We start from the raw sequence: 14,569 nt of genomic DNA on the forward strand, positions 1-14,569 counted from the left end.
CCAAAGATGAGTAATAGATCAAAATGGGGGATCGGTGTCAAGAAAAATAAATCAGTTAATTAGGTGCGGAATGACGGTTACTGTTAAATACGACTGGCTATACTTCCCGACATGCCTGCAATAAGCTATGCTGTTGATACTAAAAATCAACTAGTTATACCTCTAGGCTGCTATCTATCATACAACGAGCATACAAAAAGTGGCGTGCAAAAGCATATGGCTGAATCAAATACGTTATCTATAGTTTGTGAGCAATGCCATACTCAGGTACACATTCCCGCGCTAGCACACAGGCAACGGGCCGTGTGTCCAGTATGTAACCACACACTAATATCTCATCGCGATGGCGCAAGCGAAAAGTTGCTCGCTTATACCTTCAGTGCCCTGATATTTTTATTACTTTCGTTACCTTTTAACTTTCTGACATTTAAAGCAAGCGGTCAAAAGCACAGTATTGACTTGCCCACCGGTATTACCGTACTCATCGAAAACGATTATTTATCACTAGCGATAGTAACCAGCTTAGCAACATTATTGCTGCCCGGAATGGTACTAGGCGGCCTGCTATTGTTATCGTTAGCTCAAATACAAAACCGACGCCCCTTTTACTTGCCGCGGCTTTACAAACTTGTGAAAGCCCTCTTACCGTGGAGCATGGCAGAAATTTTTCTGGTTGGTACCTTGGTTAGCCTTATCAAAATTACCGAGTTGGCCGACGTTTCCATAGGCCTGTCATTTTACGCATTCGTTGGCTTTTCAGCGTTCACGGCTCTTTGTATATCCCAATTTGATCCCACACGCTATGCCATGTGGATGTCTCAAGGCCAACCACCACAACCTAAACCATTGTGTGAAGCGCAAGCGCGAGAGAGTATTCAGCGTACGTGGGCGTTGTTGATCACTGCTTGTATCTTATATATTCCTGCTAATGTATTGCCAATTATGTATACTGAATTTTTTGGCCAAGAGACGCCCAATACCATTATTGGTGGTGTCATATCGTTGTGGGAATCGGGCTCATACCCAGTGGCGATAATTATTTTAGTTGCCAGCGTGGTAGTGCCAGTGGCAAAAATTATCATTCTTGCTTGGCTCAATTTTTCCGTACAGCGAGAGAAAACCACTTCAAAACAATTACGTATACGTTACTACCGCATCACTGAGGCGATAGGCCGCTGGTCGATGATAGACGTTTTTGTTGTAGCAGTGCTGGTATCCCTTATTCAGATGGGGAACACCATGTCTATTTATCCGGGCCAAGCGGCACTCGCCTTTTGTGCCGTTGTATTTGTAACGATGATAGCCGCGATGACGTTTGATTCGAGGCTAATTTGGCAGCAGTGGAAGCAATTACCATGACCACAAACGATCCGAACATTAATGAAGCTAAGGTCAAACCGACCTCGTCCATTTCTCGCATTTGGATTATCCCAATTCTTGTTATCGTTATTGGTGGCTGGATGGTGTACTACCAATGGAAGAATCAGGGCCCTCTCATTACGATAGAGCTGCATTCGGCAACAGGTATTGAGGTAAACAAAACACCAATAAAAGTGCGGGACCTAGATATTGGACAGGTAAAAAAGATAACGCTAAAGCCTGACTTAAACGGCGTACTTGTCACGGCCAGAATTGATGCTAGCGCGGCCCATCTACTCAATGAAAATGCAAAGTTTTGGGTTGTCGCCCCCCGTATAAGTTTTTCAGAGGTTTCAGGGCTTAACACCCTCTTGTCTGGCAGCTATATTGCCATGTCAGCCCGTGATAAAGGCAAAGAGCAACTCCATTTTACGGCACTTGAGCGCCCACCGGTTACGCCTCCTGGCACTCCAGGGCTTCATGTTATGTTAAAAAGTGACGACGAATTTGCCTACAAACCTGGCGATCCCGTTATTTATAAAGGGTTTAAAGTTGGCGAGTTTGAAGACGCTACCTTTAATATTGAAGAACGTGTGGTGTATTACGACGCATTTATTGAAGCGCCTTACCATAAACTCATAACCAACACGACACGTTTCTGGGATGTCAGCGGTGTTAAATTGTTGCTTGAATCGAACGGTGTAAGCATTGAAACAGGCAGCTTGGAAACCTTATTAGCAAACGGTATTACCTTTGGGATCCCTGACGGCGTGCCAAAAGGTGAACAAGTGCTAGATAACGCCTTTTTCACAATTTATGGGGATAGCACATCCGCCTCAGATGCACGTTATAAAGTCGCCGCTGAATACTTGCTACTTATCGATGAAAGTGTGCGAGGTCTAACCGTTGGCGCACCGGTTGAATACCGTGGTATTGAAATTGGCAACGTAACTGCTATCAACTCCTTCCCTGCTTTAGATGGCAACATTTTGGAGCGAGATTATCCCATCCCCGTGCTTATTAATATTTACCCCGGTAAAGCAAGGCAGCCAGATACCAAAGAAGGCCTTAGTGCAATAAAGCAAACCATTCGAAACTGGCTAGAAAGAGATCTTCGCGCATCGCTACGCATGGGTAATGTATTAACAAGTGGTTTGTATGTAGATTTACAGCATGTACCTGATGCCGACAGTAACGGCGGCATTGAAGTGATTAACGGCTACGAAGTAATTCCTACTGTTAGTAACGAGTTCACGCAATTGACGCAAAAGGCCGACGCAATTTTAGACAAAATCAATCAGCTTCCGCTTAAGGAAATGGTGGAAAATGTGCAGTTAGCCGTTGAAGACATGCGTTTAGCTGCTGAGTCTGTGGAAACGGCGAGCAGCGACTTTGATGTACTTATCGCTGATATTGATGCGAAAGCATTAAATAGTAATCTTAATCAGGTTCTTGTTAGCCTTGATGGCCTGCTTAAAAATTACAGCGAGGGTGGTTTTAACCAGTCTGAGATAAAAGAGACCGTTGATGCGCTGCAAGAAACCATGCGCAACATTCAGCCTTTATTGTTAAAGCTAAACCAGTCTCCGAATAGTTTAATATTTTCAAAGGATGATGAAGCGGACATTCAACCTAAAGCGAAGAATTAGCGCAGTAGAGTCAAACAAATACGCGGTTAATTTTCGAGCAACAATGGCGTAAAAAATGAATGCTCTTTATCCTTGATAATTAGCCGATATTAAGAAAGTAATACGCTACAGTGAATGTCAATTGACAGTATTGCCATAGCGAAACATCCAAAAACAAGGATGGAAGGAATAAATAGAATGATACAGCAGTTTAAGGTTTTCCCATCTCAACCTACAGGTAAAGCACTGTTTATCGGTGTATTTGCGCTTTTCACCTGCGTATTATCGGCGTGTAGTAGCGCGCCTCGTTCGCTGACATACTACTTACTTCACACCACGGGTGACAGTGCATATACCGTAAACAAAGCATCAACGGCTGTTGTAATAGATAAGATAACCCTACCGGAATATCTCAAACACCGTGGGCTTGTGTACCAAACCAGTGACACCAACTTGCATATCTCAACCAGTCACTTATGGGCCGAACCTGTAGACGAAGGGCTTACTAAGGCGCTAACCAGCGCGTTAGCATCAAAGCAAGTGTCATTGCTTCGCCCCGATCACTACGCAAGTGAAGAAGCCATTCATATGGCGTTGCACCTCAATGATTTTGTCAGCACCTATGAAGGGGAAGTTATTCTATCTGGCCAATATGTGATTACTCACGTGGAAGGCCAAACGCAAAGCTATCCATTTTTATTCAAAACGCCCCTTGAAGATGATGGATTTTCTCCAAGTATCAAAGCAATGAGAAATACTATCCAACAACTCGCAGAAGATATTAGAAAAACTGTGACAAAATCTGTTTAATCATGTTCGGCGCTCTCAAGCAATACGTATTTAGTGGCGTAAGCCGTCACTACAAGGATGAAACCAACAGACGCATTATGGTGGTGAACCTTTTTGCGGCAGTGGGTATGTCTATCACGTTCTTGCTTGGCTCTAGGGCTTTTATTGACGGTGAATATTCTCTTTCAACTACGCTCTATACTGCCAGTGTAGTATTTGCTATTTCACAGCGCTTACAAGTTCGGTTTGCGTCAGCCAAAGCTCGTACATGGTCTATAACACTTCTCATTATCTGTTTAATGGTACTGACTCTCCTGCTGCTGATTACCGGTGGAAAAGACAATACCGGTCCCCTTTGGATTTACTTGGTGCCGCCAGTCACTATGTTTTTTGCAGGCTTTGTCAGAGGCCTCATCGCACTTATTGCCTATACGCTAGTTAGCGCCATCGTGCTGTTCGCCTTCAATGACGCTTCATTTGTAGCAAACTACACCTACGCGTTTAAAACTCGTTTACTGTATTCTTTTTTAACCGTTTCATTTCTGTCGGCGTTTTATGAGTACAGTAGACAAAAGAGTTACGACACAGCACTTTATTTAAGTGAGCAGTTTGAGCGCCAGGCCAAGCATGACCACTTAACTCAGTTATTAAACCGGCGAGGTGCGCAGCAGTGTCTAGAGCGCGAGTACGCAAGAATGCTGAGAAGCAAACGTAAATTTTCAGTCGCCATTGCAGATATTGACCGCTTTAAAAGTATTAATGACACCTTAGGCCATGAACAAGGTGACGAGGTCCTTCGTCAGATTTCAAAAGTGTTTAGTTCTCGTCTGCGAGGACAAGATATTCTCGCACGGTGGGGTGGCGAAGAATTCATGTTCATCTTTACCGATACTGATGAAGCGGGTGCTGTAAATGCCTTGGAAAATATTCGAGATATTTTGAACAACGCACCGCTTAATATTAACGGTAGCGAGATCCATGTAACGAGTAGTTTCGGGGTGAGCGAAGTAAATCCCGATATAGATATTTCCTGCGCCGTTCGTCGAGCAGACCAAGCACTTTACTATGCCAAAGATAATGGTCGAGATTTCGTGTGTGAATTTTCGTCGTTGAGCTCCCCCTCTTTTTCGGAAAACTAAACCAATTTCCCTGTTTAAATCAGTACGGATAACTGACTTTACACAAAATTGACTCATGTTTAGTTACATTTGCGCTGTATTCCTGAAACACTTTAGCGCTACACTATGTAAAGTATTCGCTATAAAAGTAGATTTAGCCATGAAATGGATGAAAGTTGCACTGCCTATTGGTGTTTTATTAGTAGGCTACTTAGGTATGAAAGGAATCGAAGCCTCTGCCTCTGATAATACTATTACAGAAGAAGTTGATACCCGCCCAACGGTGACTATTGAAGCTTTATCGCCAGAAGACGTGCGCGTTCAACTTACCTCGTATGGCGAAATAACGCCCCTTGAAACCACAAACCTTGCAGCTCAGGTATCGGGAGAAGTTGAGCGCTGGAACCCTAAGTTTGTGAGCGGCGGTCTGGTTCGACGTGGCGAAACCTTATTTGAAATAGAAGCTGACGCATATGAAGCGGCATTGTTGCTGGCTGAAGCTAACCTCGCTAGCGCGCAAGCACAGCTTATCCAAGAGCAAGCCCAAGCTGATGTCGCTGCCAAAGAAGCGAAAACGATGCCTAACGCACGGGTTACTGACCTTTACCTTCGCAAACCTCAAGTGATGAGTGCGCAAGCTGGCGTAAAATCAGCTGAAGCGCAGCTTAAAATCGCAAAGCGTGACTTAGACAACTGTAAGGTAAAAGCACCATACGATGCACTTATAGTATCTAGAGATATCAGCACTGGTGACTATGTAACTCAAGGCACGCCAGTCGCTGTCATTAACAACATCGAATACGCTGAAGTAACCTTCCCTGTAGCCGGCTTTGACCGTGTTTTTCTAGCAGACAACACCATTGGTAGTGAAATCGCCATCGAAGTAGATGATGTGCAGGGCGCTACTGTAAAAGGTACCATTCACCGTGATACGGGTGTGGTAGATAACACCACGCGTATGAGCTATTTCGTTGCCCGTATTGAAGATCCTTACGCCATCAATTCGTCGAAGCCTATCGTAAAGTTTGGTTCGTATAGCACAATCGCATTTGAAGGAAAAACCCTTAGCGACGTATACCGCGTACCTCAAGAGTTGGTAACCAATCGATTGTTGTGGACGTTAGATGACGAAGACAGATTAAAATCGCAAAAGGTTAAAGTTGTTCGCGAAGAAAATGGCGACTTCCTTATTCAAGGCGATTTCAATGCCAAAAAAGTCGTGATGAGTTTGCCCGAATATCCTCAAAACGGTATGCCTGTTAAGGTCATTGAGACCACGACCGAAATTGTGACAGCAAAAGCGAACTAAGGAGCTGTCATGGAAAACCACAACGATACACAAACCGGCATTATTTCTTGGTTCGCCAGAAACTCCGTGGCCGCCAACCTACTGATGATTTTTATCATCATCATGGGGATAGCGAGCTATTTCACTATTCAGCGTCAGATGTTTCCAAACATCGAAATAAACTACATCACCGTTGAAGCCAACTACCCTGGTGCTTCACCTCAAGAGATTGAAGAGAGTATTTTCATTAAAGTTGAGGAAGCAGTAAAAGACATTACTGAGATTAAGCGTACGGTTTCACGTGCATTTCGCGGTGGCGGTGCAGTTACACTGGAAATTGACACTAAAGCTGAATTAACAGATGTACTTGATAAGGTGAAGCTTCGCGTTGACAGTATTGCCACCTTCCCCGCTGGCATGGAGCCGGTTAATGTTTCCCAAGTAGAGTTCCAGCAGCAAGTTATTGAAATGCCTATTGTCGGTGACTTGCCTTTATCAGAACTCAAAGTGCTGGCAAAAGAGGTGGAAGATGAGCTTCTACAACTTGGCTCTATCTCTTTGGTTGAAGCCAATACGCCGGACGATGAAATTGCCATTGAAATTAAACCTGATACGCTTAGGAAGTACGGCTTAACTATTGCCGATGTCACACAGGCAATTAATAGTTACTCTGCCAACATTTCCGCAGGTCAGCTTAGAACTAACTCAGGTATCGTATCGGTACGTGTTGAAAACCAGTACTACAGCGGCGATGAGTTTAAGCAAATCCCTATTAAAATTGGCACAGGCGGCGCTAAGGTAACCTTGGGCGATGTCGCTTATATCAACGATGGATTTGTTGAAGGTGAACGCTACTTTAAATACAACGGCATGAACGCTATCTACATTGCCGTTAAAGCCACTAAAACCCAAAACACCATTCCTGTAGCCGAAACCGTAAAAGCCTATATTGATCAGAAAAACGAAAGCCTTCCTCAAGGAGTAAGCCTAGAAATTCTGGTTGATATGACCTATTACCTTAACGCTCGTTTAGACATGATGTTGTCGAACCTGGTTCAAGGCTCAATTCTAGTGGCGCTAATGTTAACCCTGTTCTTGCGCTTTAGGCTTGCCGTGTGGGTTATGGTTGGTTTACCGGTATGTTTCCTTGGTGCCATGATGCTAATGCCTTTGTTTGGTGTAAGCATAAACATCCTTTCGCTGTTCGCATTTATCATGGTACTGGGTATTGTGGTTGATGATGCGATCGTTATTGGCGAGAGTGCTTACACCGAAATTGAAAGCAAAGGTGGCGGTGTTGACAATGTAATCCGCGGTGCCAAGCGCGTAGCTACGCCCGCCACATTCGGTGTTTTAACCACTATCGCCGTGTTTGCTCCGTTTACGCTAAGCAGCGGGCCTGAAGGCGCGTTCTTCTATAATATCGCTGTTGTCGTAATCTTGTGTTTAGCATTCAGTCTAGTTGAATCTAAGCTCATTCTGCCGGCCCACTTAGCCCACACTAAATTTTCCCCAGTTAAACAAAATAGCTGGCGGTCGCGTTTTAACAAGCGATTCTTTGCTTTTGTTAACGGTCCTTACAAGCGTTCTCTAGCGAAAGCGATTGAATGGCGCTGGGCTGTACTCATGATGTTCGTCGCAATGCTAATGCTAAGTATGGGGCTTATTGGTGCTAATTACGTAAGAATGGTCCCCAATCCGAAAGTACCTCATGACTTCCCAAGCGTTAAAATAGAGATGAATGAAAACGTCTCAGATTTAGCAACCATTAACGCGTTAAAAATTGTTGAGCAAACAATCTTAGACGTTGAAGAACAAATCATCGATGAGTTTGGTCAAGGCATGATAAGAGACCGCCTGGCGTTTAACGATGACAGAACTGAAGGCCGTATTTTAACGCCGTTAGTTAATGAAGAAGACCGCCCTATTGACACGTTTGAGCTTGCTCGTCGCTGGCGCGAAGCCATTCCTGAAATTACCGGCATGAAATCATTTACCGTAGTTGATGACGTAAACGGTGATGGTGATGACGGCGAATTTGGTTATTTACTCTTTGGCCCTGATATCGACACCCTAAACGCAGCAGGTCTTAAGTTTATTGAAATGCTGCAGCAGCAAGAGGGCTTGTTTGACGTTAGCTCAACTATCGACCCTCCAAGCAAAGAAGTACAAATGACATTGCTTCCAGTTGCGTACGACTTGGGTCTTACTTTATCTAATATCGCTTCTCAAGTAGGTGCAGGCTTCTACGGCGGCGAGGCACAACGTGTTATTCGAAACGGTGAAGAAGTGAAAGTAATGGTGCGCTACCCAGAACTTACCCGCGAACGCTTCGCCGACTTGAAGTACTCTTTGATCACCACGCCTAATGGTCAGGAAGTTATGCTGGGTGACGTTGTGGCCTTAGAGGAGAAACCAGGTATAAGCTACATTCGCCGTGAAGGTGGATACCGTAGCGTTTACATTTGGGGCAATATCGATGAAGAAAAGATTGAGCCAAACGAAGTGGTCACTGAAATTAGAGAGAAGCTACTTCCTCAATTAAAAGAGTCGTTCCCGTCGGTTATGACTGAACTTGGTGGTGACATTGAGGAGCAGCAAGCGCAACAGAATGAGCAGATATTGTTTTTCTTAGCTGCCATGATCATGGTGTATATCCTTCTTGCTGTACCACTTAAAAGCTATGGGCAACCACTTATTATCATGTCGGTTATCCCGTTTAGTTTTACAGGCGCAGTCTTCGGCCACTTTGTGCTGGGCTTAGACTTATCTATGATGTCTAACTTTGGCCTAATCGCTGCTGCGGGGGTTGTTATCAATGACTCACTAGTCATGACTGACTTTGTGAACCAGCGCCGTGCACAAGGCTACAGCATTAAAGAAGCGGTGACCGAAGCTGGTACCGCGCGCTTCCGAGCGATTACGTTAACCTCAATCACTACGTTTGTGGGCGTACTGCCCATTATGTTTGAAACAAGCCTACAGGCAGCGTTTGTTGTACCAATGGCTGCAGCACTCGGCTTTGCAGTACTTTACGCTACGCTTGTAACGCTTATATTGGTGCCGTGCTTGTACTTAATATTGCTTGATTTACGTGGTCCGTTTACGTTTATTAAGCGCAAGATTGTACGCAAAAAGCCTACTAAGGATAACGACGGCAATAGTACTTCACACACACATGTACCTCAGCCAAGTGCATCGATGGACTAGCTTTTATCGCTGAGAAAAGCTACAAACACCTAACTGTTTTAAAATGAGCCTTTATTGGCTCATTTTTTTTGATTATTTATGATGGGAGTCACCATGAGCAACGCCATTTCAATAAGACCCGCCACGCCTGAGGATATTTCACAAATTCGCCAGTTCATTCTGGAACTTGCTATTTATGAAAAAGCAGAGCATGAAGTAGAAGCAGATGAAGAAGCGCTATTAAAAACATTATTCGGAGAAGGCGCAACCGCGCATTGTGTAATGTGTGAAAGCGATGACGCACCTATTGGTTTCGCTGTGTATTTCTTTAATTACTCAACGTGGCAAGGACGCAATGGTCTCTACCTTGAAGATTTGTATGTTTCACCAAAATCACGTGGCCTGGGTGCAGGGAAAGCGTTATTGCAACACTTAGCTAAAACAGCGGTAGAAAACGACTGCGGGCGTTTCGAATGGAGCGTTTTAGATTGGAACAAACCAGCTATCGATTTTTACGAGTCACTTGGCGCTAAACCAAAGAGTGAATGGTTAGGCTATCGTATGGATGGACAGACACTTATCGACTTTGCAAAGCAAGGCGAATAGAGCACAAAGCCTCTAAATACAAAGTGCAAAGATAAAAAAAGCCACTCGCTTTCGCGAATGGCTTTTAAACAATATTTTAAAACTGACGGTTAATTTAGAAAGAACCAATCAGTGATAGACGCGCATTAATTGGCGCACCTACTGTTACCTGATGCGTAGAGTGTGCATTCGGGAAGTAAAGCGTATCAGTCAAGTTTTCAACGTTTAACTGAAGGCGCATTTTGTCGCTAAGCGTGTAGTAAGCAGACGCATCAACACGCGTATAGCTAGGTAGTACAGGCGATGAAGCACTTGTCGATACCTTACTTTCGTCCTGATATGTAGCACCAATGCCGAAGCCAAATACTTCATTCACTTCGTAGGTTGTCCACACAGACATCGTATTTTCAGGCAGCTCACGAAGCTCTACGCCACTTGCGTTTTCGCCGTCAAGGTTGCTGTAGTTTGCAGTAATATACCACTTGTCTGTGATATAACCTTGCAGCTGTAGCTCAAAACCAGATACATCTGAGTCAACTTCAACAAAGCTTTCAGGGTCATTCGGGTCGTTATCCAATGACGTCTGCTCGTTCTCAAAGATAGCTGCTGTAAAGCTCATGCTGTCGTTGAAGTCCCACTTAACACCAATTTCTTGGTTCGTGAACGTGTCTGGATCTAGCGCGTTTGCGTCGCCATTAATATTCGCATATTGCTCGCCGCTGCGTGGCAAGAATGACTCACTGTAGCTAGCGTATATAGAGATATTTTTCTGTGGCTTATACACTAGGCCTGCACGCGGTGACACTTCTTCGTCTTTTCTGCTGCGTGTCTCTAAAACTTCAGGGTCCGCGTTGAATACTTCAATATCGAAGCTGTCAAAACGTGCACCTAGTACAAGGTCGAAGTTGTCTGATAGTGCAATTTCATCTTGAACATAGAAAGAGTATACATCCAAGTCTACATGCGTATCGTCGTTCAAGTCAGAGAAGTCTGCTGTAACTGTTACGCCTTCAGCATTTGTACCAGTTAAACCACGGAAGCTTAACGGACGTGAAATATTAAACGTTTCTCTATCACCGTCAGTGGAATCAAACACAGGGTTGTAACGATCTTGGTTTGACTTGGTATTAATAACCTCACCACCGAAGATAACCGTGTGCCCAATGCTTCCCGTTTCAAATTCGCCAACTAGGTTAGAAGACAAGATCATGTTTTCACGCTGCGTAGTATCAACGTATCCGTCTAGCGTTACTTGCTCAGTCTCAGCGTTATAACCTGCCGCATAAAAGGTCGAGTAAACTTTGTCATAGTCACCGTAAAAAGCGTTGAAGTTACCTTTCAGGTTATCTGAGAAAGTGTGCTCAACGTTTGCACGGAACACGTCAGCGCCCAATGTTTGGTAATTGTTATCTGGATCGCCAAACACGATTTCTTCAAACGCTTCAACTGGCTCGCCGTTGGCTGTTGGCACACCGCGGTCAATAAAGCGCTCGTGGTCGATATATTCATACGACACATCAACAATTGTGTCATCGCTTAACTCAAAGCGTGCCGTTGGGTTGAAGCCGTAACGATCTCCGTAAAAGAAGTCGCGATGATTATCTAAGCTTTCGTACATGGCGTTAATGCGCAGGGCCGACTTATCGCCCGTGTCAACATTGGTGTCTAACTGTAAGTTGTATGCACCAAACGTATTAGCAGATACGTTGTAGTTTACAAACTTATCGCTCGTTTTCGCTTTCTTAGATACACGATTTAAGATACCGCCCGTACCACCGCGACCGAATAGCAATGCATTTGGACCACGAAGAATTTCTACCTGTTCAACATTGTAAAGTGCACGGTAGTATTGAACGTCATCACGGTTACCATCTAAGTAGAAATCTGCAGTAGAGCGCACACCACGGAATACTACCGAGTCGCGGTGACCTTCACCTTGCGATGTATTAACACCTGGTGCGTAGTCAATAATTTGTCCAATGCTAGTAATACCGCGAGCCGTTATTTCTTCAGCCGTAATAATCGACAAGCTCTGTGGCACGTCGATAATAGGTGTAGGGCTTTTAATTGAGTTGGACTGGTTAACCGAAAGGTACTTCCCTTTCACCGTTAGTCTCTCAATATCTTCCATATCAGCAGCAAAAGTTGCTGGGCTTAGAATTATCGCAGCAGCAATACTCGTAAGTTTGAATTTCAAAATTGCTCTCCAAGTGTTCTGTAAGTGTTGTGTGTTTACTTTTAAAAATCTGTAAAACCCTATTATCACGACCCGGCTTTCTGCCGAACTTTGCAATTGCAAATAATAATAGTTGTTATTTTTGGTCGGGATATTATAAAAATTTAGAACAAATGACGAGAGCAAAAGCGACAAAATTTAAAAACTCTTTATAAATTTTCTTAATTTATTAGATGAATAAGACTCAAATTGCACCAAAATAGACTAAAGAATAAGCAGGTGAATATATTTCGTACGATTGTAGAGGAGCATATTGCAGGTGTCGGAGGACGAGCGACAGGGAGAACAAACAGCTAAGTGAAAAGGTATTTACTGGCTACATCATCTGAAGTGTAGTCCGTTTGAATCAAGAGGGATCTGTGAAGTTAGCGCGAAGACGGATAAGCGGAAAAAATGTTTGGGAAGTAAAAGTTCAATGGCCCTTCAATACTGAAAGAGCCTTGAACAAACTCATTGATATAGCCTGCCAACTACACAACAGCATAGCGGCTTAAAATCAAAGCCACTGTGTGTTTTGCTAAGCTCTTCTTATCGTTATCGCTGAGGGAATCTTCAATTTTGAACAGCTGAGGCCAAAAGCACTGCCCTTTTACTAAGCTATCAATTTCATCGACAACCCGATCCAAGTCGTCAAACGCGAGTTTATTGTCGGCTTTGGCATCCTTTAACCAGCGGTGCATAGCCGTCTCTTGGGCTTTTAATTGCGCAACTTCATCTTTTAGCTTTTCCGGCTCGTAGAAGAAGTGGCCAATCGCAACCCGAGCTAAATCGAGGTGTGATTCACTCACCATAAACTCAATGTCTTGCAAAATAAGGTCTTCTAGCTGCTCGTCTAGCGGAAGCGTAGCATCGTACTTTTTATTAATATTTAAAATAGCCGTTTGCCACTGCTGCGTAACCAAATGCATCACCAGCTCTTCTTTTGTAGAAAAGTGATTGTACACAGTGCGCTTTGACACATTTGCCAGTTCAGCCAGCTTATCCATGCTTGTGCCGTTAACGCCAAACTCTTGGAATGCCTGTGTTGCCGCCTGAATAATGGCTTCGCGTTTGATGTCGCTACGCGTACGTGTGTTGCCTACCATATGGAAATTCTCAAAATTAGTTATCCGCTACATTAACCCGATCATTTTACACCGAACAGTTTACTTTTCAATGTGACCGCACTAAAATGCACTCACCAGTTTACTTTAGGTAATGACTATCTTTGCTGCCGTTGTGCATATCATCACTACCTTGGTTTACACATCTATACTTTAATTACCCTGACTATGGATTACATACACCTATGTCCATGATGCGATTCTCTCACATTTTATTTTTAAGCGTTTTATCGGTTTCCACTTTAAGTGCATGTTCTTCCGAAGAGCCTGCCGAGCAACAAGCAAACGTTGCACCTCGTTATGTCAAACTCGCTACGGTTAGCAACATTCCAGATTTTGACGAATTCACCTTCCCTGCCGTTGTATCGGCAGTGAAAACCGTCGATTTAAGCTTTGAAGTTTCAGGCCGCCTTATCCAGACCGACTTGGTGACAGGCAGTGATATCAATAAAGGCAAGTTACTGGCCACTATTGATCGTAAACCATTCGAAAGACGCGTGGACGAGTCTACGACACGACTTGATCAGGCTAAACGAGAGCTTGATAGAATTGAGAAAATGTTCGCTCAAAAGCTAGTTGCACAGAGCTCTCTGGATACTGCAAAAACATCTTACGAACTAGCGGTTATCGACTTAAAAAATGCAGAGCAAGATTTGAGCTACACACAGCTTTATGCTCCTTTTGATGCAAAGGTATCTCAACGACTTGTTGAAAATAACAGTTTTGTTGCCGCAGGTACGCCGATTGCTCGCCTGCAAGATGTGTCTAAAATATACTTCAACATAAATGTTCCTGAGCGCTTACTTACTGCCAATATTGGCCGTGGGATAAAACAAGCCAGCGCCACATTAGCCACCAATCGCAGCCAGTGGTACCCGGTGAACTATGTAGAGCACTCTACTCAACCCGACCCTGTGTCGCAAACTTATGAAGTGGTGTTTGCCATGGAGCCTCGCGAAGAACTACCGTTAACGCCAGGCGCCCGCGCAGTGGTAAAAGTCAGCCTACAAGGTAGTCTGTATCCAGAGGGCTTTGTTGTGCCTGTAAGATCACTTGTGGGTAACAAGGACTCTGGCTTTGCCGTATGGGTATACAACGAAGAAACGAATGCAGTAACAAAGCGAGCTGTAAATGTTAAGCATATTGAAAATGAACTAGCAATTATCGAAGGTAAAAGCCAAGGTGAAATCACTCTTGGCCAGCAAGTGGTTGCTGCTGGAGCAACACAAATGCGTGCAGACATGAAAGTACTTCCTTACCAAGGAGAGAAGTAA

The 14,569-nt window shown here is 44.0% G+C and carries 10 protein-coding genes; 8 read left to right on the forward strand and 2 right to left on the reverse strand.

What is annotated here, in order from left to right; genetic code table 11:
• Positions 1-216: 216 nt before the first annotated feature.
• The 7 genes from WA381_RS12260 to WA381_RS12290 all read left to right on the forward strand — a co-directional run bounded on the left by WA381_RS12260 (position 217) and on the right by WA381_RS12290 (position 9,977).
• Positions 217-1,359 carry a paraquat-inducible protein A gene (locus WA381_RS12260; RefSeq protein ID WP_156086139.1) on the forward strand — a complete coding sequence of 381 codons (1,143 nt, stop codon included), beginning with the start codon at positions 217-219 and terminating at the stop codon, positions 1,357-1,359.
• Positions 1,356-3,008, forward strand: coding sequence for an intermembrane transport protein PqiB (gene pqiB, locus WA381_RS12265; protein ID WP_049585894.1), 1,653 nt, complete (start codon positions 1,356-1,358; stop codon positions 3,006-3,008). The genes WA381_RS12260 and pqiB overlap by 4 nt, the downstream gene beginning before the upstream one ends.
• Before the next feature lie 177 nt (positions 3,009-3,185).
• Positions 3,186-3,797: a PqiC family protein gene (locus WA381_RS12270; protein WP_069943996.1), complete on the forward strand. Its 612-nt coding sequence runs from the start codon at positions 3,186-3,188 to the stop codon at positions 3,795-3,797.
• A gap of 2 nt (positions 3,798-3,799) precedes the next feature.
• Positions 3,800-4,915 carry a GGDEF domain-containing protein gene (locus WA381_RS12275; RefSeq protein WP_069943995.1) on the forward strand — a complete coding sequence of 372 codons (1,116 nt, stop codon included), beginning with the start codon at positions 3,800-3,802 and terminating at the stop codon, positions 4,913-4,915.
• Positions 4,916-5,054: 139 nt separating this feature from the next.
• A complete protein-coding gene (locus WA381_RS12280) occupies positions 5,055-6,203 on the forward strand; it encodes an efflux RND transporter periplasmic adaptor subunit (RefSeq protein ID WP_014948891.1) in 1,149 nt (382 codons plus the stop codon).
• Between the two features lie 9 nt (positions 6,204-6,212).
• Positions 6,213-9,392, forward strand: coding sequence for an efflux RND transporter permease subunit (locus WA381_RS12285; protein ID WP_156086138.1), 3,180 nt, complete (start codon positions 6,213-6,215; stop codon positions 9,390-9,392).
• Between the two features lie 93 nt (positions 9,393-9,485).
• Positions 9,486-9,977, forward strand: a complete 492-nt coding sequence (locus tag WA381_RS12290; RefSeq protein ID WP_049585890.1) for a GNAT family N-acetyltransferase — start codon at positions 9,486-9,488, stop codon at positions 9,975-9,977.
• Positions 9,978-10,071: 94 nt separating this feature from the next.
• Here WA381_RS12290 and WA381_RS12295 read toward each other — a convergent pair whose 3' ends face one another.
• Both WA381_RS12295 and WA381_RS12300 read right to left on the reverse strand, forming a co-directional pair.
• Entirely contained in the window at positions 10,072-12,153 is a 2,082-nt protein-coding gene (locus tag WA381_RS12295) for a TonB-dependent receptor (protein WP_049585922.1), read from the reverse strand.
• A gap of 509 nt (positions 12,154-12,662) precedes the next feature.
• A complete protein-coding gene (locus WA381_RS12300; protein ID WP_014976048.1) occupies positions 12,663-13,277 on the reverse strand; it encodes a TetR/AcrR family transcriptional regulator in 615 nt (204 codons plus the stop codon).
• Between the two features lie 209 nt (positions 13,278-13,486).
• Here WA381_RS12300 and WA381_RS12305 point away from each other — a divergent pair, with 209 nt between their 5' ends.
• Entirely contained in the window at positions 13,487-14,569 is a 1,083-nt protein-coding gene (locus WA381_RS12305) for an efflux RND transporter periplasmic adaptor subunit (RefSeq protein ID WP_061485276.1), read from the forward strand.

Source organism: Alteromonas sp. CH_MED4-4, from assembly GCF_037029575.1.
Classification (GTDB): domain Bacteria; phylum Pseudomonadota; class Gammaproteobacteria; order Enterobacterales; family Alteromonadaceae; genus Alteromonas; species Alteromonas macleodii.